General features: G+C 68.5%; 20 protein-coding genes and 5 pseudogenes. 12 read left to right on the top strand and 13 right to left on the bottom strand.

Going from position 1 to position 26,617, the window contains the following annotated elements; all coding sequences use genetic code 11:
- Positions 1 to 139 precede the first annotated feature (139 nt).
- The gene (locus ABD269_RS11465; protein WP_344117687.1) at positions 140 to 3,688 is read left to right on the top strand and encodes an IucA/IucC family protein; all 3,549 of its coding nucleotides are present in this window, start codon (positions 140 to 142) and stop codon (positions 3,686 to 3,688) included.
- Positions 3,689 to 3,935: 247 nt separating this feature from the next.
- On the opposite strand, the gene ABD269_RS11460 is transcribed toward ABD269_RS11465, so the two are convergent.
- The 5 genes and pseudogenes from ABD269_RS11460 to ABD269_RS11440 all read right to left on the bottom strand — a co-directional run.
- Positions 3,936 to 4,349 (bottom strand): arsenate reductase ArsC, encoded by a 414-nt coding sequence (locus ABD269_RS11460; RefSeq protein WP_344117686.1) that lies wholly within the window; start codon positions 4,347 to 4,349, stop codon positions 3,936 to 3,938.
- Positions 4,342 to 4,938, bottom strand: a pseudogene (locus tag ABD269_RS11455) (arsenic resistance protein); the annotation flags it as partial. The gene ABD269_RS11460 and the pseudogene ABD269_RS11455, both read right to left, overlap by 8 nt.
- A 68-nt stretch (positions 4,939 to 5,006) precedes the next feature.
- Positions 5,007 to 6,590: an AMP-binding protein gene (locus ABD269_RS11450; RefSeq protein ID WP_344117884.1), complete on the bottom strand. Its 1,584-nt coding sequence runs from the start codon at positions 6,588 to 6,590 to the stop codon at positions 5,007 to 5,009.
- A gap of 641 nt (positions 6,591 to 7,231) precedes the next feature.
- The gene (locus ABD269_RS11445; RefSeq protein ID WP_344117685.1) at positions 7,232 to 7,543 is read right to left on the bottom strand and encodes a hypothetical protein; all 312 of its coding nucleotides are present in this window, start codon (positions 7,541 to 7,543) and stop codon (positions 7,232 to 7,234) included.
- 313 nt (positions 7,544 to 7,856) lie between these two features.
- Positions 7,857 to 7,982 (bottom strand): annotated as a pseudogene (locus ABD269_RS11440) (IS5/IS1182 family transposase); the annotation flags it as partial.
- 223 nt (positions 7,983 to 8,205) lie between these two features.
- Here ABD269_RS11440 and ABD269_RS11435 point away from each other — a divergent pair.
- The 4 genes from ABD269_RS11435 to ABD269_RS11420 all read left to right on the top strand — a co-directional run bounded on the left by ABD269_RS11435 (position 8,206) and on the right by ABD269_RS11420 (position 10,883).
- The gene (locus tag ABD269_RS11435; RefSeq protein WP_344117684.1) at positions 8,206 to 9,300 is read left to right on the top strand and encodes an NUDIX hydrolase; all 1,095 of its coding nucleotides are present in this window, start codon (positions 8,206 to 8,208) and stop codon (positions 9,298 to 9,300) included.
- Positions 9,301 to 9,400: 100 nt separating this feature from the next.
- Positions 9,401 to 9,739, top strand: a complete 339-nt coding sequence (locus ABD269_RS11430; protein ID WP_344117683.1) for a MazG nucleotide pyrophosphohydrolase domain-containing protein — start codon at positions 9,401 to 9,403, stop codon at positions 9,737 to 9,739.
- Positions 9,740 to 9,865: 126 nt separating this feature from the next.
- Positions 9,866 to 10,363 carry an NUDIX domain-containing protein gene (locus tag ABD269_RS11425; protein ID WP_344117682.1) on the top strand — a complete coding sequence of 166 codons (498 nt, stop codon included), beginning with the start codon at positions 9,866 to 9,868 and terminating at the stop codon, positions 10,361 to 10,363.
- Positions 10,364 to 10,403: 40 nt separating this feature from the next.
- Positions 10,404 to 10,883 carry an HIT family protein gene (locus tag ABD269_RS11420; RefSeq protein ID WP_344117681.1) on the top strand — a complete coding sequence of 160 codons (480 nt, stop codon included), beginning with the start codon at positions 10,404 to 10,406 and terminating at the stop codon, positions 10,881 to 10,883.
- Positions 10,884 to 11,024: 141 nt separating this feature from the next.
- On the opposite strand, the gene ABD269_RS11415 is transcribed toward ABD269_RS11420, so the two are convergent.
- Complete coding sequence (locus ABD269_RS11415; RefSeq protein ID WP_344117680.1) at positions 11,025 to 11,501, bottom strand: MarR family winged helix-turn-helix transcriptional regulator; 477 nt, start codon at positions 11,499 to 11,501, stop codon at positions 11,025 to 11,027.
- A 67-nt stretch (positions 11,502 to 11,568) separates the two neighbouring features.
- On the opposite strand from ABD269_RS11415, the gene ABD269_RS11410 reads away from it, so the two are divergent.
- Positions 11,569 to 12,492, top strand: a complete 924-nt coding sequence (locus ABD269_RS11410; RefSeq protein ID WP_344117679.1) for an alpha/beta hydrolase — start codon at positions 11,569 to 11,571, stop codon at positions 12,490 to 12,492.
- A 450-nt stretch (positions 12,493 to 12,942) separates the two neighbouring features.
- Here the strand turns inward: ABD269_RS11410 and ABD269_RS11405 are convergent, their stop codons facing one another.
- The 3 genes and pseudogenes from ABD269_RS11405 to ABD269_RS11395 form a co-directional block, all read right to left on the bottom strand.
- The gene (locus ABD269_RS11405) at positions 12,943 to 14,169 is read right to left on the bottom strand and encodes an IS701 family transposase (protein ID WP_344117883.1); all 1,227 of its coding nucleotides are present in this window, start codon (positions 14,167 to 14,169) and stop codon (positions 12,943 to 12,945) included.
- Positions 14,170 to 14,366: 197 nt separating this feature from the next.
- Positions 14,367 to 15,367: pseudogene (locus ABD269_RS11400) on the bottom strand (IS5 family transposase).
- A 73-nt stretch (positions 15,368 to 15,440) separates the two neighbouring features.
- A complete protein-coding gene (locus ABD269_RS11395; protein ID WP_344117678.1) occupies positions 15,441 to 16,580 on the bottom strand; it encodes a TolB family protein in 1,140 nt (379 codons plus the stop codon).
- A 452-nt stretch (positions 16,581 to 17,032) separates the two neighbouring features.
- Here ABD269_RS11395 and ABD269_RS11390 point away from each other — a divergent pair, with 452 nt between their 5' ends.
- Entirely contained in the window at positions 17,033 to 18,166 is a 1,134-nt protein-coding gene (locus tag ABD269_RS11390; protein WP_344117677.1) for a serine hydrolase domain-containing protein, read from the top strand.
- 157 nt (positions 18,167 to 18,323) lie between these two features.
- Here ABD269_RS11390 and ABD269_RS11385 read toward each other — a convergent pair whose 3' ends face one another.
- Positions 18,324 to 19,163 (bottom strand): SDR family oxidoreductase, encoded by an 840-nt coding sequence (locus ABD269_RS11385; protein ID WP_344117676.1) that lies wholly within the window; start codon positions 19,161 to 19,163, stop codon positions 18,324 to 18,326.
- 142 nt (positions 19,164 to 19,305) lie between these two features.
- Between ABD269_RS11385 and ABD269_RS11380 the strand changes: the two genes are divergently transcribed.
- The 4 genes and pseudogenes from ABD269_RS11380 to ABD269_RS11365 all read left to right on the top strand — a co-directional run.
- Complete coding sequence (locus tag ABD269_RS11380; protein WP_425572872.1) at positions 19,306 to 19,626, top strand: winged helix-turn-helix transcriptional regulator; 321 nt, start codon at positions 19,306 to 19,308, stop codon at positions 19,624 to 19,626.
- 238 nt (positions 19,627 to 19,864) lie between these two features.
- Positions 19,865 to 20,005: pseudogene (locus ABD269_RS11375) on the top strand (helix-turn-helix transcriptional regulator); the annotation flags it as partial.
- A 153-nt stretch (positions 20,006 to 20,158) separates the two neighbouring features.
- On the top strand, positions 20,159 to 22,234 hold the full coding sequence (locus ABD269_RS11370) for an NACHT domain-containing protein (protein ID WP_344117882.1): 2,076 nt from the start codon (positions 20,159 to 20,161) through the stop codon (positions 22,232 to 22,234).
- A 504-nt stretch (positions 22,235 to 22,738) separates the two neighbouring features.
- Positions 22,739 to 23,019 (top strand): annotated as a pseudogene (locus ABD269_RS11365) (IS5/IS1182 family transposase); the annotation flags it as partial.
- Between the two features lie 25 nt (positions 23,020 to 23,044).
- On the opposite strand, the gene ABD269_RS11360 reads toward ABD269_RS11365, so the two are convergent.
- Positions 23,045 to 23,644, bottom strand: a complete 600-nt coding sequence (locus tag ABD269_RS11360; RefSeq protein ID WP_425572877.1) for a hypothetical protein — start codon at positions 23,642 to 23,644, stop codon at positions 23,045 to 23,047.
- Positions 23,645 to 23,957: 313 nt separating this feature from the next.
- Between ABD269_RS11360 and ABD269_RS11355 the strand changes: the two genes are divergently transcribed.
- Positions 23,958 to 24,425 (top strand): hypothetical protein, encoded by a 468-nt coding sequence (locus tag ABD269_RS11355; RefSeq protein ID WP_344117673.1) that lies wholly within the window; start codon positions 23,958 to 23,960, stop codon positions 24,423 to 24,425.
- A gap of 2 nt (positions 24,426 to 24,427) precedes the next feature.
- On the opposite strand, the gene ABD269_RS11350 is transcribed toward ABD269_RS11355, so the two are convergent.
- Positions 24,428 to 24,790 (bottom strand): transposase, encoded by a 363-nt coding sequence (locus ABD269_RS11350; RefSeq protein WP_344117672.1) that lies wholly within the window; start codon positions 24,788 to 24,790, stop codon positions 24,428 to 24,430.
- Between the two features lie 138 nt (positions 24,791 to 24,928).
- On the bottom strand, positions 24,929 to 26,557 hold the full coding sequence (gene mdlC / locus ABD269_RS11345) for a benzoylformate decarboxylase (protein ID WP_344117671.1): 1,629 nt from the start codon (positions 26,555 to 26,557) through the stop codon (positions 24,929 to 24,931).
- Between the last annotated feature and the right edge of the window lie 60 nt (positions 26,558 to 26,617).

The following is a 26,617-nucleotide window of genomic DNA, read 5'->3' as shown; positions in this document are numbered from 1 at the left end:
CATTTGCCTTGCCTCAGCCCGTTGCACTGTCGCAGGGACATCGAACCTTGGGGGACAGCGGATGGATGGGGATCCGTGCTCAGCGTTACAGCAGGCGGAAGCTTTCGCCGTCTCTGATGAGTCCAGACGGGCCGCCTGTATGAGAACCCTCGACCGGCTGATCTCGGCCCTGGTCCGGGAGGAGCTGCTGGACTTCAAGGAGGCCGTGCAGCATGGTTTGACCATACCGGTGCGGCAGGTCAACGCGGCCGGACGGCTGGTCGTCGACGGTGTCGTCGCACTGCGTACCGGTGCCGGCACACTGCAGCCGATCACTGAACCGCTCTGCCTCATCGACGTATTGGTGCACCGTGGCCTGGTACCAGTGAGCGGCCTGGACTGGGCACAGGTCCGCAGCGAGATCGCAGCCAGCGTCGAGAGCCATGCGCTGGCCCTCGACGGGGCGGCTCGGCGGGCGGGGAAAGCGCGAGCCGGCGGACCGTGGGATCCGCAGCGTCCCTTCACCGCTCTGCTGGGCCGGCTACCCGCCGATTCGCCGCTGGTGGGGTTCGAGCAGCTGATCGTAGATGGTCACCCCCTGCACCCGGCAGCCAAGAGCAGACTTGGGATGTCCGCCGCTGACGCGCTGCGGTACGCCCCCGAGTACAGTGCCGCCTTCCCGCTTCCCCTGGTCGCGGTGGCACGAGAGGCAGCCTCGGGCGCAGACGGCCAGGGCAGTGCAGAACCCGGTGACCGGAATGCCGGCCTAGCGGCGGCCGAGGCGGTGCTGAGCAAGGCGTTCCCCGCCGCAGTGGCGGCCGCCCGGGCGGAATTGGCGGATGCCGGGCGCGACCCCGACCGGTACATCCTCCTGCCGGTCCATCCACACCAGCGGGACCACGCACTCCCGAAACTGCACGGCGATGCACTGACGGCTGGGCTTGTCGTGCCATTGGCCGTCACGCTCCCGGCGCGTGCGCTCCTGTCCACCCGCACCCTGGCCGTCCGCGAGCCGGGCTCTCCTGCCGGCCTGCATATAAAGACGGCCCTGGAGGTGCAGATCACCAGCGCGGTACGAGGTGTCTCCTTCCAGGCCGTGCACAACAGCCCACGGCTCTCGCTCCTCCTGGAGAAAATCGCCGCGGAAGAGCCGGGCATGCGAAGCCTCACGGTCTGCCGGGAGCTGGCCGGAGTCTGCTTTGTCCCGGCCGAACAGGCTGGAGCCGACCGCAGCGCACGCCAACGGTCCCTGGGAGCGGTGCTGCGCGAGGACCCGGAAACTCTGCTGGTACCAGGGGAGGTGGCGTTGCCGGTCGCGGCGCTGCTCGCCCGCTCGCCGCTCACCGGCCAGACGGTCGTCCATGACATGGTCACCGAGCTGACAGGCGGGAACATCTCCCGCGCAGACGCGGTCAAGACATGGCTCCGCCGCTACCTGGAGCTGATCATGCCACCCGCGCTGACTCTGCTGACCCGGTATGGGATCGCCCTGGAGGCCCACCCGCAGAACACCCTGCTCGCCCTGCGTGGCGGGCTGCCCAGCCGCGTCCTGGTCCGGGATCTCGGCAGCATCCGCATACTCGCCTCGCGTCTGGCCCGCCGGGGGCATACGGTCACGCTGGCCCCCGGCTCCGCTCTGCATGCCTCGGACGCCGGCACATTACGGTCCAAGCTCTACTTCGCGCTCTTCGGGCACCAGCTCGGCGAGCTGCTGCCCGCCCTGGCCCAGGCGGGCAACTGTCCGGAGCAAGCCCTGTGGCCTCTCGTCCGGGATGCCTGTCAGCAGGCATTCATCCGCTTGATGGCCCAGGCACCCAATGCCGACGAGGCAGCGGACGCCTGTGCCGACGCCCTGGCCCTGCTGGAGGATCCCTGGCCGGTCAAGGCCCTGCTGCGCATGCGCCTGACCGGGCAAGTGACCGAGCAGCCCCACGTCAAAGGACCCAACCCACTGCGCCAAGTACGCGGCGAGGCCGAGACCGGTGTCCTGGAAGAGCTGCGCTCCCGCGACCCGGAGCTGGTGATCCGGTGGCTGACCGAACTGGACGACGCGCGTCGGGACACAGCAAGGGACCTCCTTGTGGCACTGCGGCGCGAAGGCATCATCACGGACCAGGGAAACGAGGCGGACCGACCCGAGCAGGTCGTCGACAACCTGCGTACCCCCAGCGGCAACTGGGAGGGACTGCGGGCGGAGCTGGCCGACTCCGCCTCCAATCTGGCCCTGAGCCGGGCAGCAGCCCGACGCCGCAGAGAGACCCTGCAGGCCGCAGGTACTCCCAACCTGCTCCATACGATTCCTCCGGAACTCTCACCCTCCGAGGCCACTCTCGTCCTGGACGCCCTGGAAACCGAGGGCCACGCCCTACACCCATGCCGCCGCACCCGGCTGGGGTTCTCCACCGCCGACATGCTCTCCTACACCCCTGAATCCGGCGCGACGGTGAGAGTGGAGTTGGCCGCCCTCCACCGGGACCGCGCACTGGAGACACCGGACGAAGACGGACGCACGGTAGGCGACCTGCTCGCAGCGGCCTACCCTGCCCTGACCGCTCAGGCAGTACGCAGCCTGAAGGAACGCGGACACAACCCCGATGCCTACGTGTTGGTGCCGGTGCACCCCTGGCAGGCACGGAACGTGCTGCCGTCCGTCTACAGTGCTGAGATCGACGCGGGCCTGGTGGTGCGGCTGCCCGAAGCCGCCTTGGAATGCCGCCCGACGTCCAGCATCCGCACCCTGGTCACCACGGACCCAGACCCAAGCGGTGAGCGGCTCACGCTCAAGCTTGCTCTGGATGTGCTGCTCACCGGAGGGCGCCGAACCATATCACCAGCAACAACCCGCAATAGCCCGCGACTTGGCTCCATACTGCAGCGGCTGCTCGCCGCCGAGCCGCGTACTGCCGGACGGGTGACCTTCGTCCCGGAGCTGGCCGGCGTCGCCTTCACCCCACCGGAAGGCGCATCAGGTTCTCCCCTTCGGCGCCGGGGGCTGTCAGCGCTGCTTCGCCCGGACCCCGCGGACAGGCTTCGGCCAGGCGAAGCATTGGTCAGCGGCGTCGCGCTGCTTGCCAGCTCACCTGTGACCGGGCACCCCCTGCTGACTGAGCTGGTTGACGCCCGGGCCGTCGCGGAGGGCATCGCACCTTCCGCTGCGGCGCCGGCATTCCTGCGCGAGTACAGCGACCTGCTCTGCTCGGCAGCGTTGCCGCTGTTGTGGCGCTACGGGATCGCGATCGAGGCGCATTTGCAGAACACACTGCTGGTACTCCAAGAGCCTCATCCGCTCCGGCTCATGCTGCGGGACAGTGGCGGGCTGCGCCTGCACCCGGGCCGGCTCAGCGCGGCCGGGACCGACTTCACCCCACACCCGCAGTCGCTGACGGTCACCGAGGACATCGAGGAGGTGCGCGCCAAGCTCTGCCACGCCGTGATCCACGCCAATCTGGGCATTCTGATCGACCGGCTGCGGCGGGATTACCGGTTGCCTGCGCGTGCCCTATGGAATGTGGTCAGGGCGGCCATCGAGGCAACCCGGGCAGACGTGTTGGCCAGCGCTACGCCTCACCTGGCCAGGCGGGTGGCGCAGGACACCGCCGTGCTTCTCGGCCCGGACCTCCCGCAGAAGGCTCTGGCCACCATGCGACTGTTCCCCAGCCGCGGCGACATCTACGTCCCCCAGCCCAACCCTCTGTATCGCGACGAGTGATTACCTGGCCATCGCGCGAAACTCGGTCTGTCGACGGCCAGCGGCTGGCCACTGTAATTTCGGTCCTGGCCATGGCCTGGGTGGCTGCGGTTGGGTGGGCGACGGTCGGACGACAGGATCTGGACTGGCCGGCTGCCGCCCGTATCACCGGTTCTCTGCGGTGAGTTGGTACACGATGCGGACCAGGGTCCGGGTCGTCCCCGGCGCCCGTCGCTGACGCCGACTGGTCACGTTCGTCCGTACGCGGCTACCGGGACAGCAGTTCATCCAGCAGGCCACGGACGCGGTTCTCGATCGCGTCGCGGATCGGGCGGACGGCCTCCAGGCCCTGCCCGGCCGGGTCGTCGAGTTTCCAGTCGAGGTACTGCTTGCCGGGGAAGACGGGGCAGGCATCCCCGCAGCCCATGGTGATCACCACGTCGGACGCCTGCACGGCCTCCGTCGTCAGGATCTTCGGGGTCCGCGCGGAGATGTCGATGCCGACTTCGGCCATGGCCTCAACGACGGCCGGGTTCACGGTCTGGGCGGGGGCGGAGCCGGCCGAGCGGACCTCGACGCGGCCGGCGCCGAGGTGGGTGAGGAAGGCGGCGGCCATCTGCGAGCGTCCGGCGTTATGGACGCACACGAACAGCACCGACGGCTTCGAAGAGGTGTCAGACACGGGCGGAACCTTCCTGGGGCACGGCAGCGGCCGCGGACGGGCGGGGGAAGCGGCGGCGGGCTGCCAGGGCGACATAGACCAGGCCGATCAGGACGGGGACCTCGATGAGGGGGCCGACGACCCCGGCGAGGGCCTGCCCGGACGTCGCGCCGAAGGTCGCGATGGCGACCGCGATGGCGAGTTCGAAGTTGTTGCCCGCGGCGGTGAAGGCCAGCGTCGTCGCGCGCGGATAGTCCAGCCCGACCGCCTTGCCCAGGGCCATCGAGCCGGCCCACATCACGGCGAAGTACACCAGCAGCGGCAGCGCGATCCGCGCGACGTCGAAGGGCCGGGAGGTGATTGCGTCACCCTGGAGGGCGAACAGCACGACGATGGTGAACAGCAGCCCCCACAGCGCGAACGGGCCGATGCGGGGCATCAGTTTGGTCTCGTACCAGGCCCGACCCCGGACCTTCTCGCCCAGACGACGAGTCAGGAACCCGGCGGCGAGTGGGATGCCGAGGAAGATCAGCACACTGCGGGCGATCTCCCACACCGGCGCGTGAAGGCCGATGATCTCCAACCCGAGCCAGCCGGGCAGGACGGAGAGAGTGAGACAGGGCCGTTTACTGGACAGACCCGAACTCCGTTCGGTCGACATCCGGTACCCGCAGCGGCTCACCGATCACCGGTGTCGGGATGGGGGCGCGAACAAGCGAGGGAGGCGGCCAGGGACCGCAGGGCCGCTCTGTCGGCCTTCCCGTTCCCGACCATGGGCAGAGCATCCAGTACCTCCATATGCTGTGGAAGCTTGAAGACCGCGATGCCTTCTTCCTTGAGGAAGGACTGCATCTCCTCCAGTAGGGGAGGGTCCTGGCCCGGGCGCAGAGTGAGGAAGAGGCAGACGGTCTCCCCATAGATGTCGTGGGGCTTTCCGACCGCGGCGCAGTCGGCGACGGCGGGGTGGACGCCCGCCAGCGCTTCGAGTTCTTCGGCGCAGATCTCCAAGCCGCTCCAGCTGATGAGGTTCTTGATCCTCCCCACCACGGTGAGGTTTCCTGATTCGTCCTGCTTGACCAAGTCGCCCGTGCGGTAGAAGCCGTCCTCGGTGAAGGCCTGCCGCGTAGCGGGCGGGTCACGGAAGTAGCCGGGGATGACGGAGGGGCCGCGGGTGAGGAGCTCGCCGGCCTCGCCGGGCGCTGCGGAGATCCCGCTGCCGGTCGTGATCCGGATCTCGGTGCCGACGGCAGCTGGCCGACCTTGCGTGCAGGTCAGGACGCGGGGCGAGTCATCGAGTCGGGTCAGGCTCACCATGCCCTCCGACATGCCGTAGACCTGCTGCACGTGACAGCCCAGGGCATGGGCAGCAGCACGCACTTCGTGGGGCTGCAGAATGGCGCCGCCCACCTGTACTACCTGCAAGGTAGAGAGGTCTCTTCCCGTTCGATCCACCGCCAGCAGTTGGCGAAGACCAGCGGGAGAAGTGGAAGTGTGCGTAACACCTTCGCGTTCGATCAGGCGGAGCGCCTCCGGCATCTGGTTGGCGGGGGCGATCACCACGGTGCCGCCCGCCGCCAGGACGCCGAAGAAGCCCGGGTTCGACAACGCAAAGGTGTGCGTCAGCTGTAAAGCAGCCAGGTACACCCAGTCGGATGAGACACCCAGGACCTTGCTGGTCGCCCTGATCAGGCAGCCGTAATCCTCATGGGTCCTGGCCATCAGCTTCGCCGGGCCCGTTGTCCCGGTGGAGTGCACGTAGAGCGCGGTCTCTGACGGTGAGGCCAGCTCCTCTTCACGCACTGCCGGTGCCGGCTCCGGAGAGCGGCCACATTCCGCATCGAACACCGCTTCACCCAGTTGCAGTTGCCGGGTTCGGTCAGTGACGAGCAGCAGGGCAATGGAGGAGTGACAGGAGCGCAGCGCCCGGGCCAGGTTCAGGTAGTCGAAGCCGTTGACGATGCCCGGGACAGCCACTGCCGTCGGCTCTGCGATCGCGGCGATGCGATCGAGCTCATGGGAGCGCAACATGGGAGAGGCCAGGACAGCGGGCGTCCCCATGCGGCACAGGGCAAGGAGCAGGACAGCGAGTTCCAAGCTGTTGGGCAGCTGTACCAGCACCCGATCACCGCGCCTGATCCCCCGCTTCCGCAGACACGCTGCCGTCCGGATGACGCTCGCGGCCAGCTGGGCGTGAGACATCCTGCGCTCTCCATCCACCAGGGCACACGCGTGTGGTCTCGTGCGGGCACCGAGCAGAGCCATTTCGTCCAAGCGCTCCGGACGCCACCAGCCGCGGCGGCGATATTCCTCCGCCCGCTCCCTACAGACAACAGGTTCTTCAACCAGCATCAGACTGAACCTCTTTCATCCTGCGCCTGCGGGGCTGAGTCGTGCAGGTCAGGTGGGCGACGCGGCAGGGCGCTGTCGGCTTGTCGCCACCCAGGACACGAGCACCTCAGCACACCGGTACGACGGCAACGCGGCACCGACGAGCAGGCCCCTCCCCAAAACGATCAATGCCAAGATCTCCTGGCAGAAGCCCCCGCACTCAAGTTGTGGATGCCGTCGTGACCGTCATCCCGACCGGAGGATGAGAAAGGTTCAGTAAGGCGAGAGGGATCAACGGAAAAATTGGGCAGCTTTGTTGTCTTTGCCGCCGAAGGTGAGATCTGCGCCTTGGAGAGCGCGGCTGGCGTTGAGGAGGACTGCCCCGCGGTCGCGGCACACGTAGGTGGTGGAGTCGTATCGGCGGGTTTCGAAGAGGTCGAGTACGGCCCCTTGCCCCAAGCAGTCGACACTGACGAGGGGACGCTGGTAGGCCTCGGAGTCCTGCGCGACAGCGGCAGGGCCAGCGCACGCAACCAGGGCAGTTGCGGCCAGTAGGGCTGCTGGAACCTTCATGGTCACGGCCGGTTGATGAACTTGTCGGTGTTGACCGATCCGGGGTTCGCGATCGGGAAGAACACGACTCCCTGACGGGTGTTGTTCAGGTCGACGAGTGCGGGCCTGTCGGTGTTGAGGAACCGTCGGTCGGAGACACTGCCGGGACTGAGGATAGGCCCGGTAATACCCTGCTGGAAGTTCTGCATGCTCAAGAGGGTGGGGCCCGAAGCGGCTTCATCCGCGGCGGCTGTCCCGGCGCTGGCCAGGATAGCTCCCATACCGGTGACGGCGATGGCCAAGGACACAAGGCTCCGACGGGCGATGTCCTTCATTGGGGTTCCTCCATCGCTGAGGCGCAACGCCTCAAGAAGATGATCGACACTCAGGGCTTGACACGCTGGGCCGTGGGACGAAGTGATCGCCGACCAGCATGACATCCGATGAAACGATCTATCTGTAGAAAGGAAACGCCTTCCCGGCCACCTGTGGTGACTGAACCTCTTCCATCCTGTCCGCAAGAATGATGACGCTGGAGTGAGCCACAGAAGCCTGTCTCAACGCTGCTGGTCAGGGGCCTGCCCCTGCTCGCGATGCACATCCTCCAACCTGCAGGAACGGAGGATGAAAGAGGTTCACTAAGCATCTTCAGCGTTGCTGCTCGAGGGTGAGGACGACCTGGACCATTGACGTGAGTCGGTTCGGACTGCAGCGGGCTTTGCGGAAGAGGCGCCAGTGCTTGAGGCGAGCGAAGGCTCTCTCGACGGGCATCCGCAGGCGGGTGTGTGTCTGGTTGACGGCTTCGCCCCGGACGGCCACACCGCCCTCTGCACCCACGCCACGGGACCCATCCAGCATCCCGAAGAAAACCGGCCACCGTGCCGCCGAACAACTTCTGAAGAACGACGCGGTCGTGCTCCTGCACGCCCTCCCGGACATCCCCTGACCGCGCCACCCTGTCGGACGAGTCACCCACCGGACCGAAGGGACGTCTCCCATGGCGCTGCGCGACCAGGACTCCGATGAGAAGAACGTCAGCCCGACGTCGGGCCGGATGACCGACGCCCAGTACGCGGCCAGCCGCAGCGCACTGTGGAGCGGCGCCTCGGCCCTGTTCACCGACGGCCGCGGGTGCGTGGTCCTTGAACACGTCGACTACCGCCCCGCGTGTCTCCTCCCCGGCGGCGCCATCGACGCCGGCGAAGCACCATCGGCCGCCATCGCGCGCGAGGTCCACGAAGAACTCGGCCTCACCCGCAGCTTCTCCCACACCCTCGTCGTCGACTGGGTGCCGCCCAGCGCACACGACCACCCAACCGGCTTCCCGGGCGAGGTGATCTACGTGTTCGACGGCGGCACGCTGACCGACGACGACTTCGCCCGTATCCGCCTGCCGGAACGGGAGGTCACCAGCATCCGCCGCATCGAGCCGGCGCTCCTCCCCCACCACATGCGTCCCGGCGACGCCCGCCGCGCCCTGGCCGCACTCCGTGCGCGGATCAACGGGAACGGACCCGCGATCCTCGAAGACGGCCACCCCCTCACACCCACACACCTGGACGACCTCCAAGTCCTGCGCACCCCACGCAAACCCCAGCTCTGGCCATGGAACACCCACCCCGTGCCGGCCGAGCTGCCGGTCACGCAGGCCTGGGGCTGGCTGTTCACCGAGGACGGCCGGGTCCTCGTCCTCATCGGCCAGGACACCGGCTCAGCATGCCTACCCGGCGGCACGGCAGAGCCTGATGATGACGGCACCCCGGAACGGACACTCCGCAGAGAAGCGTGGGAAGAGGCCCGGGTACGTATCAGCGATCCGCTCTACCTCGGCTACCTCCACGACAACACGAACAACAGCCGCTGCGCCCGGGCCCGGTACGCAGCCCAGATCACCGGATGGGAACCGCCAGGCCGCGACGAGGCAACCGGCCAGACCTACGCCCGACTCCTCGCCACACCAGAGCAAACAGCACAGCTCTTCTGGCAGGCCGCCTCGTCGCCCCGGAAGAAGCTCGGCTTGCCGACTCCCACACAGCAGCCGATCACCGAACTCCCGCCTCCCCAGCCCACCGAAAGTCCCCTGGCTCGGTAGCACGGGCTGTCCGGAATGAGCACCGCCGCGTGCTTGCCGTGCAACTGCCCGGTCACGGCTCGCGTCGGTTCCACAACCGGCAGAACAGGGAGAAGCAGCAGTGAGCCTTGACGAGATGCAACAGCAGGCGATCGAAATTCGCGATCTGTACGACGATCTGAACCGTCGCGATCGCCGTGTCTGGCGGACGGACGAATTCATGCTGGGCTTCGTGGGGGACGTCGGTGACCTGGCCAAACTGGTCATGGCCGAAGAAGGGGCGCGCGAGAACCCGGGAGGGCGCGCGGCGTTGGAGCACGAGCTGGCGGACTGCCTGTGGTCGGTGCTGATCCTCTCCCACCTTTACCAAGTCGATCTGGCTGACGCCTTTCGTCGCACGATGACGGAGCTGAAGACGTCGATCACGGCACAGCTGGCCGACCCCGATGAGCCGACGTGACCCTCTACGCCCCCGCGCCGCTGAGCGCAGCAGCCCGCCGGACGGATCACCAGGCAGGGCGCATTCCGGTCAGTTCACACGAGGCGGTCGGGCCTCGCATTCAACGAGGGCAAATAGCGTGCGGAGATGACGCGAGTGACGGATCAAGGACGGATCAGGATCGCAGCGAGTGGCCTGGTCGTACGGAACGAGCACGTGCTCCTGGTGCGTGGGGACTGGCCGCGACCAGGGACCTGGTGGTTGCCCGGCGGCGGCCAGCAGGCCGGGGAAACCCTGGCGGCCTGTGCGGAGCGGGAAGTGTTCGAGGAGACGGGCGTGCGGGTGAAGGCTGAAGGCCTGGTGGTGGTGCGCGAGTACATCCAGGCCAACCACCCGGACGGGCACCTGATGCTGTCCGGTGCGGGGCACCGGGTCGACGCGATGTTCCGGTGCCGCATCGTCCGGGAGCCGACGGTGCTCGGCGGACCCGCCCAGGACTCCGTACAGCTCGGCGTCGAGTGGGTCGCGCTGGACGAGATCGCCGGGCTGCGTACGCTGCCGCCGTGCCTGCCGGCCGTCATCACCGACGCCCTGGCCGCCGGCTCAGGCCGGGGCGCGGTCTACCTGGGCGACACCTATGCGTGAACCCTCACCACAGCCCGGTCGGGAGCCTGCGCGGGAGCCGATGGACCTCGGCTCCTACACCGAGCGCACCCGCACCGGGCCGTGCTTCATCTGTGCGTTCCTCTCCGGACACCCGGGCTACGAGCACCACGTGATCGCACAGGACGGTGAGCACGTCGCCTTCCTCGACCGGTGGCCGACCCTTCCCGGCAAGGTCCTCGTCGCCCCCAGACAACACCTCGAGCACGTCGTCCGGGACCTGGACGAGCCCGCGTACGTGCGGCTGATGCTGTTCGTCCGCCGCATTGCCCTCGCCGTGGAAGAGGTCTGCCGACCGGAGCGGACGTACATCTACTCGCTGGGCAGCCAGCAGGGCAACGCCCACGTGCACTGGCACATCGCGGGGCTCCCTCCGGGCGTCCCGTACGAGCAGCAACAGTTCCACGCCCTCATGACGGAGAACGGCGTCATCAACGCAACGCCACAGGAAATGGGCGCCTTCACCGCGCGGCTCCGCAAAGCCCTGACCCAACAGTCTTGAATCGCACGCAAGGAGACGACCGTTATCCAACCGGCGATCACCAGCTCAGTCCGGGAACCTCACGGGCCGACGGGCTGGGTGGTCACGCCGACGCCCCTTCCTCACCCTGGTACCCACAACATCGTCGGATGCGCACGCCGATCAGCCTGTGGGCAGGCCGATCCGGTCGCGTTCGAGCACAGAGCGCAGTGCGGAAAGGCCCTGTACTGCGGCGAGCCCTGAGGGGCCGTCGAGGGTGCCCGCGGTCAGCTCGGTCAGCGTTTCGTTGAAGGTCGCCTCCGCCGCCCCGACGAGTCGCAGGCCGTCATCGGTCAGGTCGAGCAGTGATGAGCGGCGATCCGACGGGTTGGTTCGCCGTATGACCCATGTCTGCTTCTCCAGGCGGTCGATGCCCTTGCTGGTTGCGCCGATCCCGATGGCGAACTCGGCGGCGAGGTCCGCCACCCGGGACCCGGGGTGGTCGCGCAGGAAGCACAGGAACTCGAACTGTGAGGTGACGATCCCGTGCCGCTCGCGAAGTCGGTCGTTCAGTGCGTTGTAGAGGCGCGTCTCGCAGCGGACGAGATCGGCGAAGAAGCTCGGGAGGTCGACCCGGCCACCGCTTGACTTGGATGCCATGGCATCTATCCTAACTTACATGCCTGAGCATATAGTTCTTTGGCATGCACTTGCGATGGAGGAGACCATGAGCAGGCAACAGCGTGCGGAAATCGACGCGATGATCCGGCGGCCCCGGCCCGAGGGCCCTCGGTCAGTGGAGGAGCTCCGCGCCGGGTTCAGGGCAATGATGGCCAAGATGATCGTTCCGGCCGGGATCCACACCCGGACTACGGCGCTCGGCGGCCGGCCCGCGGTACTGGTCGAGACGGCCGGCGCTCCGAAGGCGGGGACGGTCCTCTACTTTCACGGCGGCTCCTACGTGGTCGGCTCACCGGAGACGGCGATGTCGCTGACGGGGAATCTGGTGACCAGAACCGGGTTCCGGGCCTTCTCGCTGGACTACCGGCTCGCCCCTGAGCACCCGTTCCCGGCCGCGATCGAGGACGGGCTGAGCGCCTACCGCGCACTTCTGGACAGCGGTGAAGCCCCTTCGGCGATCGCGTTCGCCGGGGACTCCGCCGGCGGCGGACTCGCCGTCACCACCTGCCTCGCCGCCCGCGACGCGGGCCTGCCCATGCCCGCCGCGATCGTGGCGTTCTCCCCCGGACTCGACATGACCCGGACAGGCGAGAGCATGCACACCAAGGCGGGCATCGACCCGTTCCTCACGCGTGAGGGCCTGGAACACACCGGGGCCATGTACCTCGCGGGACAGGACCCGCACCAGCCCATGCTCAGCCCCGCCACCCTCGCCGATCTGAGCGGCTTCCCCCCGATGCTCCTGCAGGCGGGCACCAACGAGATGGTCCTTGACGACTCCACACGCATGGCCACCCGCGCGAGGGAAGCCGGAGTGGACGTCATCCTCGACATCACCGCTGACGTTCCACATGTCTTCCAGGCATTCGCCAACGCCCTGGACGAGGCCGACGAGGCACTGGATCGCGCCGCTCTCTTCCTCAGCCAGCGCATCCGCGCCAGGGGCCCGGCACACACCGCGGAAGGCTGAAACCGGCAGACGGTCTCATGCAGACTGCGGTCCGCACTCCGGGCTCCTGGCCCGCCGTTCCTCTCCTTGGCAGCCAGGGCCCTACCCGCTCCGAGGGCCACCCAGAACCCCGGGGGGCGTCCGCCATGGGAACCTCACGCGGGGGATGCCAGATCTTCTTGCGTGACGCGTCTTCGAGGCCCTGCCGGGGGTCTGATCGCCGAGGCGGCGGAGCGGGGCGAGGTGAACTTGTCTCTGGTCAGCGTGGACTCCACCACCACCCGCGCACCCGCCCTAGTACTCCAGCAGCGTTTCGCTATCTGGCCTGGTCAAAGGCGTCGTCGGGAGTGTAGTGGTCCGGTCGGGGATCAGGGGCGGTTCGGCCGGACCGCCCCTCCAACGTGTGGAGTCGTCGTTGGTAGTGGCAGTGGCGGGAGATGGCCTGGTGTCTGCGGCGCCAGTGTGACCAGTTCAGGGCGTGCGCGCGAAGCGACCGGCCGGTTTGGCGGTTCGGGCCGGGGCGAAGCGCCAGGAGCCGGCGGACTTCTGCCACGGTGAGCGGTGCCAGGGTGCCGGAAGCGTTTCTGCAGCCCCCTTTTCCGCCGCGTCGGTTGCCATCACGGCGAGGTAGGCGTGGGCGAGCATGGCCAGGGTGATGTGCCGGTACCAGCCGACGTATCGGCGGACCTCGTACTGGTCCAGGCCGCACTCGTTCTTTGCCGCCTGAAAGCACTCCTCGATCTGCCAGCGCGTTCCGGCGACCCGGACCAGGTCGGCCACGGTGGTCTCCCGTGGTGCGTAGGCGAGGAAGTAGGCGATCTCGTCGGGCTTGCTGATGCTGCGGCGGGCCAGTGCCCGGCGTCGGCGCACGGGGGTGTCGCCCTGGTAGTCGAACTCGGCGACTGTGGGCAGTTCCAGTGCCGCCCAGTGGTAGAGCCTCGGTCCCTTGGCGCCGTCACCGCACGAGATCGTCTCCCACGCCTCGTCGGGGGCCTGGGCGAACAGGTGGTCGATGCGTGGGCCGAAGACCTGCTGGGACTTGGGCACCGCGAGCACGTAGCCGAGGCCGGACTGCTCGATCAGGCGACGGAAGCGTCCTTCCTGCCCGTAGGCGGCGTCCGCGGCCACCCATGCAAGTGGGAGATCGGAGGCCAGAGCACGCAGCACCAGGCGTTTGGCCAGCTGCCCCTTGGTGGCGAAGGCCCGTTCGTCGGGGACCTTCGCCGCCCGGCAGCGTTCCCGGTCGTCCGTCCAGGACTTGGGCAGGTAGAGCTCCCGGTCGACCAGCGCGCGGCCGCGGGTGGTGGCGTAGGCGGCGAAGACGCCGATCTGGCAGTTCTCGGTGCGGCCGGCGGTGCCGGAGTACTGCCGCTGCACCCCGGCAGAGGTGGTGCCCTTCTTGACGAAGCCGGTGTCGTCGATGACGAGCACCCCGCCGTCCTCACCGAGGCGCTCGGCGACGTATGCCTGGAGGTCGTCGCGGACGTCGTCGGCGTCCCAGCTCGCCGCGTTCAGCAGCCGCTGGAAGCCGTCGGGGGTGCGGTGCCCGGCGAACTCGGCCAGCTGCCATCCGTTTTTACGGCCGACGGGAGCGAGAAGCCCCCGCACATAGTCCCGCATCCGACGCCGCAGGTCCGCACGGCCGAAGCGATGGCCGATGCACAGGAAGAGAGCGTCGAGTTCCCGCTCCCACGTCACGTCCGCATACTCGTCGATCACCTTGGAAGGCTGTCGGCACCGGAACCGGCCAACCAAATCCCGACCCACACGTTGGAGGGACGGTCCGGCCGAACCGCCCCTGATCCACGACCAGACCACTACACTCCCGACGACGCCTTTGACCAGGCCAGATAGCGAAACGCTGCTGGAGTACTAGGGCGGGTATTGAGTCGTGATCAAGAGGTTTGCGTGAGGCCCTTGATCCAGATCATGGAGGCGCGGAGATGAAGGCCGGCGAGGTAGCTCTCGGGGGTCTTGTCGTATCTGGTGGCGATGCCTCGCCAGGCTTTCAGCTTGTTGATCAGGCGCTCGACGGTGTTCCTCTCCTTGTAGAGGGCGGCGTCGTGGCTGACGGGCCGGCCGCCCCTGATGCCCTTCTTCTTCCGGTTGGCGGCCTGGTCCTTCTTCTCCGGGATGAGCGCCTTGATCTGGCGCTTGCGCAGGTAGGCGCGGTTGGCGCGGGACGAGTACGCCTTGTCCCCGGCGACCGTGTCCGGCCGGGTGCGGGGACGCCCGACCGGGCCGCGGACCCGGACTTTCCGGAGCACGGGGATGAACTGGGGACTGTCGGCGGCCTGTCCCGCGGTCAGGATGAGCACGAGCGGGCGGCACTTGCGGTCGGCGGCGAGGTGGACCTTGCTGGTCTGCCCGCCGCGCGATCGCCCGAGCAGGGCGGCCTTCAGCCGGATTCTGTGTCGGCGCCGGATGCGGCGTCGCTCTTCCCGGGCGGGGTCGCTGTCTCCGTTGTGCCCGTCTTGTCCCTCCGGGCCGCCCCCTTTGACCGGGCCTTTTCCTCCCCGGCGGCAGCCTTCTCCAGGGCGGCGAGAACCTCGGGTGCCAGGTGCATCCCGGCGGCGTCGTGGTGGGCGCGGGCAGTGGTGGAGTCCACGCTGACCAGCGAGAGATCCACCTCGTCCCGCTTCGCGGCCTCGGCGATCAGGCCTTCCAGCAGGGCCTCGAAGACACCGGCGTCCCGCCACTGCCGGAAGCGGTTGTGGACGGTCGGCCAGGGCCCGAACTCCTGCGGCATTTCCCGCCACTGCCCGCCCGTCCTGAATCGCCAGATCACGCCCTCAAACTGCTGCCGGAGCCGCTCGGGGTACGGGCCGTACCTGCCGATCGGCAGGTACGGCCCGATGAACTCCCACTCCTCGTCCGTCAGTTGCACTCGTGTCATGCACGATGCTCTACCGGATTCGCTCCATAGCGTGGAGCAAATCCGCCAGATTGATCACGACTCGATACGCGCCCTAGTCCTGCCGGGGCAGGTGGGTGACGTAGACCTGGCAGTAGCCGCCGGGGTCGCGGGGCGCGATGCCCGGGTCCGTGGAGCTGAAGGCGATCGTGTGGCTGTGTGCGTCGGCCGCAGCCCCAGCCCCGTACGCCCAGGCCGGGCTCCCGTCGAGACGGACGCTCACCGTTCGGGTGTGGCCGGTGCGCAGGTCGCGCAGGTAGAGGGAGTCGGTGCTGTAGAGCAGGTAGCGGCTGTTGGCGGTCACTGTGGGTGTTTCGCTGCCCCAGCGGACGTTGATGCCGGGACACGAGGTGATTTGCCGCTGCAGGTCGCGGATGTAGATGTAGTGGTCGTTCCACCCGCCGGTGCAGGGCAGGCCGGTCAGGTTGGACGAGATGAAGGTCGCGTACCTGCCGTCCGGACTGAGGGACGCAGAATAGGAGTTATGGCTCGTTCGCGGGCCCTCGTACGGGGTGTCCACCTGCTCGATGCGCCCGGTGGTCCGGCTCCAGACGAAGATGGCACTTCCGTTCCCCGGTCCGGACACCGACGGGCTGTAGCCCTCGTAGGAGACCCTGCGGCCGTCCGCGCTGATCGACGGGGTTGCCGCGACCGAAAAGTCGTCCGGTGGCCGGCGGCTGATGCGCTGGGAGGTACCCGTTCTCCGGTCGTGCACATAGATGTGCCGGCTCCCCAGGGGGTCGCTCGTCCCTGCGGTGAAGGCGACATAACGGCCGTCCGCGCTGACCGACGGGTCTGTCGCGTCGCGGTCGGTGCCCTCCAGGCCCACGTTCGCCTTCTCGGTGCGTCCGGTGTGCAGGTCGCGGACGTAGACGGCGTGCCGGTGCTCCGGAGGGTTGTGGGGACGTGGCCACTCTAACCAGCTGGAGGTGAAGGCGAGGTAGCGGCCGTTGGCGCTGAGTGCGGGCTGGTCGGCATTGGCGTCGTTCGGAGCGCCCTGGTCCTGTGCGTTCACCTGGGTGAGCTTGGCGGTGCGCAGGTCGCGGACGTAGACGTTCTTGGTGTGCGGCGCGCTGCCGCCCGGGACCAGATTGGTCGCGAGGGATGCGAAGGCGACGATCCTGCCGTTCGCGCTGATGGTCGGGGTGTCCGAATAGTCGTTGCCCGGTGTGCCGTCCTCGGCGGCACTGATCATTGTGGTGCGTGGTCGGTGAGAGGCCGCGTCGGCCGGCGCTGCCAAGGCGGCGAGGAATGCAGCCATGGCCAGGGCCACGATCGTCGCTGACCGGCCACGTCTTGGTTTTGTTGCCATCAGGGGACCGTACGAGAGGGGCAGGCGCCCGGCCAGGCCCGAACCGGTCACTCCGGTGCGGGCACGCGCGATCCCCCGACGAACAGCCGCACCGGCCCCACGGGGTTCGCCCGTAACTACGGAGTGACCGGCTTGGGTTCACCCCCTCCCGAACCTCGGGGAACCCGGTTTACGGACCGCAAACAACCACGGGGCGGCACTTCAGGTGACGGCTGCGGTCGGTCCCACGCAGACGGTCGTCACCCCAGGCGAACGTTCCATTGTCGAGTGTCCGAACGCACCGTAGCTTCTTGGTGGGTAAAACCCGGATGCCAGCGTTCGATTGGAGAAGTCGCATGGGTGCTTCGCACTACCCCACTGATGCCGACGAGCCCATGGCCCCCGTTGCCCCGCAGGTGCGCGAGGTGATCGAGCGCGCTGTCCGCGAAGGCGTGCCCGGCATGGTCGCCCGGACCCGTGACGGCGACCGGGTCTGCTGGTCGGCGGCGGGCGTCGCGGACACCCGCAGCGGCCGCGCCCGTGTCCCGCAGGAGCGGTTCCGGATCGGCAGTGTGACCAAGGCGTTCACCGCGGCGGTGGTGCTGCGGCTGGCCGCCGCGGGCACGCTCAGCCTGGACGACACGGTGGACCGCTGGCTGCCGGGCCTGTTGCGGGGCAACGGGCACGACGGCAGCCGTATCACCGTCCGGCACCTGATCCGCCAGACCAGCGGCGTCTTCCCCTACGGCATGGACCCCGCCAGGATGGAACGCTTCTTCAACCCCGGTTTCCTCACCGGCCGCTTCGACCGGATTGCATCGGAGGAACTGGTGCGGATCGCCGTCGCTCACCCGGCCCAGTTCCCGCCCGGCGAGGGCTGGGCCTACAGCAACACCAACTACATTCTCGCCGCGATGATCGCCGAGCAGGCAGGTGGGCTGCCGTTCGCCGAGCTGTTAGCGGCGCAGGTCACCCGCCGACTCGGGCTGGCCGGCACCTACTTGCCCGGCGACGAGACGGAGATCCGGGGCACCCATCCCCGGCATTACTCCAGGAATGCCGGGGATGGTGATCCCGCCGCACCTGTGCACGATGTGACCGAGCAGAACGCTGGGCACGACTCAGTCGCCTGGGCCGCCGGCGGGGCCGTCTCCACTTGCGACGACCTGGACCGCTTCCTCACCGCCGTCCTCCACGGCGAACTGATGCCGCCCCAGCAGCAGCACGAGATGTTCACCACCACCCCGGTGCCGCCGAACGTCTGGATCGACGGAGCCCACTACGGCGCTGGCATCTGCTCCATGCCTCTGCCCAACGGCCGAACCGCCTGGGGCGTCGGCGGCATGATCCAGGGCTCCTTCACCTTCGTCATGGGGGACCGCGACGGCCGACGCACCATCGTCACCCAGATGAACTGCGACTGGGCACCGGCCCACTGGCGCAGCTGGCTCCACCTATTCGCCGAAGTGATAGCGGCTCATCTCTCCTGACAGAGACCGTCCCAAGATCCCGGCCAGAGCCGTCTGACATGGCCGCCCTCATCCCTCTCTACGGGCATATCGCCAACGTCGGCTTCCGATCAGGTTCTTCGACCGTCAGCAGTGGATCGTCGAGCACGCCGAGCAGTTCCAGCGGTGCTGACCAGTTTCAGCGGAACGCGGCGATATTGCGTGCGGCCCAGTCGGCGAACGGGCGCGGGGCGCGGCCGAGGACCCGCTGGACGTCCGGACTGACGCGCAGTTCGGCCGGGTTCGGGGAACCGAGGATGGTCAGGGTGTCCTCGGCGAGCTCAGCCGGCATGCTCCGGGCCATGGCGGCCTTGGCCTCGTCGCGGGTGAGGTCGTGGAACCGCACTGGCGAGCCCAGCGCGGCGGCGATGGCCTCCGCCTGCTGGCGGGGCGTGATCACCTCCGGGCCGGTCAGCTCGTACACGCCGCCGGTGTGCCGGTCCTCCAGCAGGCAGGCCGCCGCGACCTCGGCGATGTCCGCCGGGTCGATGATCGGTACCCCGATGTCGCCGAAGGGAGCGGCGACGACCCGCTGCGCGCGGACGGACTCGGCCCACCACAGGGCGTTGGAGGCGAAGCCGCCCGGCCGCAGGATGGCCCACTCCAGGCCGGACTCCCGTAGCACATCCTCCAGCGCGCGCATCGCGATCCGCGTTGCGCCGAAGGGCCTGGTGGCCACGCCCTGCGTGGAGAGCAGGACGACCCGGCGAACCCCGCTGGTCGCGGCTTGGCCGATGATGTCGGCCGGGTTGGCTCCGGCGGCGTGCAGGTCGCCGGACAGCAGCAGGAACAGCGCTTTCGCCCCGGTCAGCGCAGGCTCAAGGCCGGTCGGCTCGGCCAGGTCGGCCGCCAGGTGGCGGACGCCGTCCGGCACCGCCGCCGCGTGCCGTGACACCGCCGTCACCTGTCGGCCCGCCTCGGCCAACGCCCGCGTCAACGGCCGGCCCACATTCCCGGTAGCCCCGGTCACCACAATCATGTTCAGCTCCTTCTCGTATGTCTTCTGTGGCCTTCACGCTAGGAGGCGGGCTAACTCTTGATAAGGACATACCTTTAGGTAAGCTCATCACGTGACGGGAAGCGCGCAGCACATACGGGCCGAGTCGGGAGAGCGGTATGAGGTGTTTCACACTGACTGCCCCGCGCGCGATGTCGTCGACCACGTGACCAGCAGGTGGGGCATCTGGGTGTTGATCTCCTTGCGGAGCAACGACCTCCGGTTCTACGAACTGCGCGAGAGCATCCAGGGCGTCAGCGAGAAGATGCTCGCCCAGACCCTGCGCGCGCTGGTCCAGGACGGCTTGGTCTGGCGGGAAGTCGAGCCGACGACACCGCCCCAGGTCACCTACGGGCTGACCGAGTTCGGCCGGGACGTCGGCGAGCCACTGGCGGAGCTGTTCGACCGGATTACACAGCGACTTTCGCCGCGCAACGCGGAATAGCGCGGTAGCGGCCGACCACGAAAGCGCATCCAGCATGACCGAGCCCCTCAACCCGAGGACCTGGTACGGCTGATCCGCCAGGAGGAGGGCTTGAGCCACGCTCAACTCGCGCCGAGGCAGCCGGTGCTATGCGCCAACGGGCCGGTGACCTCCGGCGGCCGGCCCCCCTATCCGGCTCGGTGGCCGCGCTAAAGTCCTCGCCTGGGCAAACGCATGTCCGAGGGAGAGGTCGTGACCTGTGGCCATCGAGTTCAGCACGCTGTTACGCCAACTGCGGCGCAACGCGGGAATCACTCAGGAGGCGCTGGCGGAGCGTGCCGGTGTGGGTGTGCGTACCATCCGGGGGCTGGAGACGGGTGAGCGTGCTGATCCACGGGTGAATACGGTGCGGCTGCTTGCCGATGCGCTCGGGCTGCGGCCGACGGAGCGTGAGGAGTTGCTGGCGGCTGCCGTCCGCCGGACCGGGCACGGGAACCAGCCCGACGCCTCGACCGGCCACGTCGAACCAGCTACTGGGCAGCCGGGTTCGGCGTTGCACGAGTCCCTGGCTGAGGTTGCCGGGCAGCTTGCGCAGGTGGTGGCTGCCCGCTGGCAGCGTGAGGAGGAGCAGCGGCAGGTTCATGATCCGTATCCGTTGCCGGTGTGCTGGCGGCCGGTTGCTGAGGAGTTGATCGATCACTGGGCCAACATCCGGCGCCTGCCCGCCGGGGGCGCTCACGGTCCGCTCGATTTGAGTGGGCGGCTGGACGAGGTCGTGGGTGTGTATCGGCGGATTCCGTCGGGGCGGCTGGTGGTGCTGGGCCGGGCGGGTTCGGGGAAGACGATTCTGACCGTGCGGTTTGTCCTGGACCGTCTGCAGTCGAGGGCCCATGGCGAGAGCGTCCCTGTGATCTTCAGTATCGGTTCGTGGGACCCCACTGCCACCACCTTGCGGGACTGGCTCGCCGCGCAGCTGACGCGCGATCACCCGGGTCTCGCCGCCCCGGGCCCTGGCGGGTCCGCTCTGGCCGCCGCGCTGGTGGAGTCCGGATGGGTGCTCCCCGTGCTGGACGGCTTCGACGAGATCGCCGGCGGGCTGCGCCGCCCCGCGCTCGAAGCGCTCAACGCCACCACCCTGCCCCTGCTCCTCACGAGCCGGCCCGCGCAGTACGCGGCCGCCGTCGCGGAGACCGATGTCCTCACCTCCGCCGCCGCGGTGGAACTGACGGACCTCACCCTGGACGACCTGGCCGACTACCTCCCACGCAGCACACGCAAGAGCCCAGGCACAGACCCCGCGGGAACCGCCTGGGACCCCGTCCTGACCGCACTGCACGAACAACCCGACAACCCCGCCTGCATCAACCTCACCACCGTACTCACCACCCCACTGATGATCACCCTCGCCCGCACCATCTACAGCGACACCCCCGGCCACGACCCCGCCACGCTCCTGGACACCCGACGCTTCGACGGCCCCGAGCAACTGGAGGAGCACTTCCTCGACAACTTCGTCACCGCTGCCTACCGTCCCCGGCCGGAGCATCTGCCGCGCAGCGGGCCGCGTCCGGACGTCGACCCGGAACGCGCCCGGTGCTGGCTCGGCTACCTCGCCGTTCACCTGACCCGGCTCGGCACCCCCAACCTGGAGTGGTGGCGCCTCGGTTCGGGACTGCGGCGCCGCACGCGCGCACTGGTGACCGCACTGGCGGTCGCGACGGCGGTCTGTCCGACCACGGCGCTCGTCCTCGGGACGGTCGGCGCCTTTACCGGCTCCTTGCACAACATCATGCTCCAGTTCGTGAACGCAGCGGCCGCAGGTCTCTTCATGGGGCTCACCTTCGGGACCACGTACTGGTTCATGTTCGCGGCCAAGGACACCGCCGTGCCGCCCTCCGACACGCGCGTGAAGGTGTTCGGCAGGGCCCGGAAGACCGGGCGAAGCGCCTCCTACCGGCTCGTGATCGGGCTGGCTGGCGGGGTCTCCTACGGCTTCAGCTACGGCTTCCTCTGGGGAATGCTCAACTGCGTCATCTTGCGTATCGGCTTCCCGGAATCCCTCAACATCAGCCTCAAGGACGGCATCTTCTTCGGACTCGTCTTCGCCCTGGGAGCCGGCCCCGCCTTCGGCCTCCAGGCCCTCCTCGAATCCCCGCTCGACATCCAGTCGGCCGTCAACCCGGTGGGCCTGCTGCGCGCGAACCGCCGGACGAGCACCATCCTGTTCCTCCTCTGGGCCCCCGCCTTGGGGCTCCTGGTCGACACCGGGGCCTGGGTGATAGTGCACCCCCTGTCGGCGCTCCTGGGTCCGATCAAATGGAACCTCTCGGCCTCAGTCCAGGTCGGTGTCACCAGCGGCCTCTGCGGCGTCCTCAGCTATGGGCTCGCCTTCACCGCCTACGGCCAGTGGGTGGCCTTCTCCCGGATCTGGCTGCCACTGACCGGCCGACTGCCCTGGCCCGTCGTCACCTTCCTCGAAGACGCCTACCAGCGGGGCGTGCTCCGCCAGGCCGGCGCGGTCTACCAGTTCCGCCACGCCCGCCTCCAGGACCACCTCGCCCGCACCTATCGGGAACTCCACGCCTCCCAGCATCCGACCGGGCCAGGCGGCGGCGCGCCCACGCAGTAACGGCTGTTCCCGCCGCGCCGCGGCCCTGCACTTGGATCCTCATGAACGGAGTCCCACGACTGAGGAGAGCCACGACACCGCCGAAGCCCCGCTCGTCCTGGACGGCTGGCTTCCAGGGGGCAGCCGGGCTGCTGTTGCTCCGCTATGCCCAGCCGGACAGACTCACCCTGGCTCTTCCCCGGAGGCCGGCCCGGCCGACCGATCAGTGCCTGGGCTATGGGTGAACGGCTCCGCAAACTCGGAATCCGCCTCGCAGAGGCCCACTCGACCGCCCTCTTCCAACTCGCCACCGAGCTGCTGGCCGCGGTCCTCGCCCGCACCCTCGGCTCGACATCACCGTCGCCGTCAAATGGCAGAGAGCCGCCGCCGGAGACTGGGGCGCGTACGCCGCCGACGTTGCCCGCCGCCGTTAGGAAAATGCCTGGTATCAACACGGCGGTGCGCGCCACAATCCCGGCCATGTCCACTACGAAGGTGCTCGTGATCTGCGATCCTGCGGGCGCCTCCTGCCGGGCCCACCAGCATGCCGCCGGCGCGCGTAGTAGATCCCCACGGGTTCCGGGAAAAGAAGTATGCCCCGGCAGCACCGTCCCGACGAGGGGCTCGGGCGCTCCCGGGGCGGCCTCACCTGCAAAATCCATCTCGCCGGAGAGGGCGGGCGTCGTCCCCTGACCCTGCTGATCACTCCGGGCCAGTGGGGCGACGCCCCGCAGCTCATCTCCGTCATGGAACGTATCCGCGTCGGCCGACTCGGCGGCGGCCGTTCCCGCACCCGGCCGGACCATCACCGTCACCCTCGCCGCGATCCGGCTATGGCTCCGATGAGGCTCTGCCGGACAGCTCCCGGCTGTCCTGACGGCCGTAGCGCTCCCTGTCCCGTGCCACTTCTTCGGCACTCACCGATGAATAGATTTTGTACACATCTCCGATACGGTCGTCGCCGCGCCGACGTTCCCGCCATTCTTCGTGGGCCCGACACACCATGACGGACACCTGCGAAGCAGGCTGCCAGTGCCGGGCAAAGGTCGGAGCGTTCACGTCCGGGGCGTCTTCCAGGGGCACACCGCGCTTCCCCAACAGCCGCTCCAGTTTGTCGAACCGGAGGTGGCGGTCGAAGCGCCCGTACCGGTCGCGAATCGCCCCGTTGACGATGCTGCCGCCCCAGTACGACAGCCGATGCACCTGCAGCGTGAAGTGGTTCCCCTGCCAAGGATGGTCCGGTGTTTCCCGCATCCAGAAGAACTCGACCATTCCGTAGTCGCGCCACATGCTGTGGTCGTCAAGGGAGTTCTCGGCAAAATCGGAACCCAGGATCGCCGTGACCCGGTCGGGACTGTCCGTCGGCTTGGCACCGAGCACTGTTCCGGAGGTGACCACGTCTATGTAGAACGCGAGGGAATGCGGAGTCAACTGATCTTCCTTGACGGGGCCGAGGGACAGAAGCGGCGGCCTCAGACTACGCGACTGGTACGCGGCAAGATCCACCGGACAAGCCCTAAGGTGGGCAGGCTGGGCGGCGCGCAACCGTTGACCCGCCAGGTGAACTATCGCGGTGGAGGGCGGCACGGGAGCGTCATGAAGGTGGGTCAGGCTCGCCGGGTAAATGGGGGGCGGTAAGCGCCAGGATCCTGCGGATCACCAGCGCCTCATCATTGAGGGCCGTCCTTACCACTGGGCCTCGCAGGCAGGCCGCCGGCGAGCATCCGCGAACTATGGGGGAACAATGACAACCGACGTGCCGATGAGTGTTCTGGGACCAGGTGGTGTCGAGGAGACGTGGCTACTCCTCCTCGAGGAGAGCGAAATCCCCGGCATCACCCTCAAGAGCTGCGACGGTTGGGCCTGGAGCGCCGACGGCGACGACATATTCGAGGCGATGTCACGCATCAGGCTGCAGATTGAGCCTTTGGGCTACCAACTGCTCTGCAACGGAGCCAGGATCGACGCATTCCCGTCGGGCATGTCCCGCGATATGTGGGGTGGCCGCGTCCTGTACATCCTGAAGCCGGGCCGGGCCGCTTACCGACGTGTGTCCATCTTCGACCGCGCGGAGCCGGCCTCTGTCGGCACCGTCGCCGCCCAGCAGGGGTTCTACGATTCCTGGCTCGCCGGCCCCAAGCATTGGCCACTGACCGACCGAGCGAGGAGTGCACTGGCCGAGCTCCGGTTCCGGCTGCGCGACCGTTACTGAGCTCACTGTTTCAAGGGTTTGGTGGTGGAAGGCCGAGTGCGAGGCCGGCGGCCGCGAGGCAGCAGTCGAGGATCGTGGATCGGCAGGATGAACACCATCAGCCAGTCCCGCGCGCTGATCAGGTCACGCATGGCATGGGAGACGTGGGTATTGAGCCGGTCCCGGACCAGCGCGATCGGCGCCTTGACCAGCTGGTGGATTCCGTCGATCAGAGCAACGCAGTCGTGCTCGGACAGGCTGCGGCGTTCACCCTTGCGCCCCGTATGGCGCCGCAGCCGGTGGCACATCCGGGTCCACGAGCCCGGCCGCATCACGATCAGGCCAGCGACCGAGACCCGTCCGGAGCCCCGGCCGGAGACCTTCACGACCGGGGCGATGCTGATGAGGATCTTTGAACCCCACCTGCGCTCGGGTGTGTACCCGGACTTACTCGTTCCCTCCGACTTGCTCGTTCTCTCCCCATGCGGGCTGCAGCGGCTCAGCGTGGTTGGGCTTGCCAGGGGCTACAAGGGGCCGGTACCGCGCAGGGCCTGCACGCGGACGTCGACGAGGGTGGGACCACGGGCAGTGAGGGCGGCGGTGAGCGTTTCGGCCAGGTGGGACGGGTCGTCGGCGTGTGTGGCGGTGATGCCGAGGCCGGTGGCGACGGCTTGGATGTCGAGGGCGGGCAGGTCGAGGGCGGACTGGATCGGCGGGGGGAAGGCGTCGATGCCGTAGAGGGTGGTGAACTCCTTCATCGCGCCGTACTCGGTGTTGTCGAGGACGACTACGGTCAGGGGGAGTTGGTGGCGGGCGGCGGTCCACAGGGCCTGGACGGAGTACATGAGGGAGCCGTCGCCGATGAGGCACAGGGTGCGGTGGGCGGGGTCGGCCATGGCTGCGCCGACGGCCGCGGGCAGGGCCCAGCCCAGGCCCCCGCTGAAGGTGTTGTGGTACTGGCCGGCCTCCATCGGGAAGTGGGCGCGGATCTCGTTCCGGTAGGAGGGTGCCTCTTCGAATACCGGGGTGGTGGGCGGGACCAGGTCGCGCAGCAGGTGCAGGACGGCGGATGCCTCCAGGGGTGCGGTGAGCGGTGCGGGCTGGGGGCGCGGGGGTGCGGTGGGGGGTGTGCGGTGTGCGGGCCGGTCCGGCAGTTGGTCGAGGAGGGCGCGGATTCCGGCGCGGGCGGAGCAGATCAGGCTGTCGCCGATGGGGGCGGAGAACGCGTGGACCGGGTTGTCGGTCAGGTGCAGGCACTGCGCGCCGTTGGGGAGGAAGGGGCCTTCGGTGTGGACGTGGTAGGTGAAGACCTGGGCACCGATGACGAGGACGACGTCGTGGCCGTCGAGCTGCTTGGCCACCTCCTCTCGGGTGGCGGTCAGGAATCCCTGGAAGAGCGGGTGCCGCTCGGGGAAGCTCGCCCGGGAGGTCCACGGGGCGCCGTAAACGGCGGAGCCGAGGCGCTCGGCCAGCCGTACGGCGTCGGGGGCGGCGGCGTCGCCGTCCACCGCCGGGCCGACTACCAGGGCCGGGCGCGTGGCGCTGGAGAGGGTGTCGGCGAAGCGGGTGATCGTGGCGGGGTCGGCGCCCAGCGTCGGCACGATGGTGTGTGCGGGGACCGGTGCCGCTGGCTGTGACCAGTCGTCTTCGGGGACGGACACGAACGTGGGCCCGTACGGGGGTGTGAGGGAGGTCAGCAAGGCGCGGGCGATGGCGCCGGGGACATCGGCGGCGCGGGCGGGTTGCAGGGCCCACTTCACATACGGGCGGGGGAACTGGTCGGGTTCGAGCGCGGACAGGTACGGCTCGGTGGGCAGCATCGCCCGCGTCTGCTGACCGGCCAGCAGCACCAGCGGACTCTGATTGCGCCACGCGGCGATCACGCTGGACAGCGCGTTGCCCACACCTGCGGCCGAGTGGACGATGGCCACCCCTGGCCCACGGGTGCGCTGCGCGAGTCCGTCCGCCATCGCCACCGCGCTGCCCTCTTGCAGGGCCAGGACGTACTCCAGGTCGTCGGGCCAGTACAGGTACATGTGCATCTCGGTGGAGCCCGGATTCCCGAACACCCGCGTGACCCCGAAGTCGCGCAACACGTCGAAGGCGGCCTCGGCCACCGTCGGCCCGCTCGTACGGACACTCGCAGAAACCATGGAAGACCTTCCTCGCAGCCCCCTCACCAGCATGAACAGCACGAGCGAAAGACGCCATAC

Origin of the sequence: Streptomyces blastmyceticus, assembly GCF_039521185.1 — a bacterium.
GTDB lineage: Bacteria > Actinomycetota > Actinomycetes > Streptomycetales > Streptomycetaceae > Streptomyces > Streptomyces blastmyceticus.
The sequence above is the reverse complement of the archived record's forward strand: the minus strand, read 5'-3'. Positions and strand labels throughout refer to the sequence as shown.

Bases quoted from the DNA above. Each gene is read 5' to 3' on its own strand.
- ABD269_RS11420 (WP_344117681.1), top strand. From the start codon at position 10,404: ATGGACCTCGGCTCCTACACCGAGCGCACCCGCACCGGGCCGTGCTTC.
- ABD269_RS11385 (WP_344117676.1), bottom strand. From the start codon at position 19,163: ATGATTGTGGTGACCGGGGCTACCGGGAATGTGGGCCGGCCGTTGACG.
- ABD269_RS11450 (WP_344117884.1), bottom strand. From the start codon at position 6,590: ATGGCTCTGCTCGGTGCCCGCACGAGACCACACGCGTGTGCCCTGGTG.
- ABD269_RS11395 (WP_344117678.1), bottom strand. From the start codon at position 16,580: ATGATCAGTGCCGCCGAGGACGGCACACCGGGCAACGACTATTCGGAC.
- ABD269_RS11435 (WP_344117684.1), top strand. From the start codon at position 8,206: ATGGCGCTGCGCGACCAGGACTCCGATGAGAAGAACGTCAGCCCGACG.
- ABD269_RS11425 (WP_344117682.1), top strand. From the start codon at position 9,866: ATGACGCGAGTGACGGATCAAGGACGGATCAGGATCGCAGCGAGTGGC.
- ABD269_RS11465 (WP_344117687.1), top strand. From the start codon at position 140: ATGAGAACCCTCGACCGGCTGATCTCGGCCCTGGTCCGGGAGGAGCTG.
- ABD269_RS11410 (WP_344117679.1), top strand. From the start codon at position 11,569: ATGAGCAGGCAACAGCGTGCGGAAATCGACGCGATGATCCGGCGGCCC.
- ABD269_RS11445 (WP_344117685.1), bottom strand. From the start codon at position 7,543: ATGAAGGACATCGCCCGTCGGAGCCTTGTGTCCTTGGCCATCGCCGTC.
- mdlC (WP_344117671.1), bottom strand. From the start codon at position 26,557: ATGGTTTCTGCGAGTGTCCGTACGAGCGGGCCGACGGTGGCCGAGGCC.
- ABD269_RS11390 (WP_344117677.1), top strand. From the start codon at position 17,033: ATGGGTGCTTCGCACTACCCCACTGATGCCGACGAGCCCATGGCCCCC.
- ABD269_RS11415 (WP_344117680.1), bottom strand. From the start codon at position 11,501: ATGGCATCCAAGTCAAGCGGTGGCCGGGTCGACCTCCCGAGCTTCTTC.
- ABD269_RS11355 (WP_344117673.1), top strand. From the start codon at position 23,958: ATGACAACCGACGTGCCGATGAGTGTTCTGGGACCAGGTGGTGTCGAG.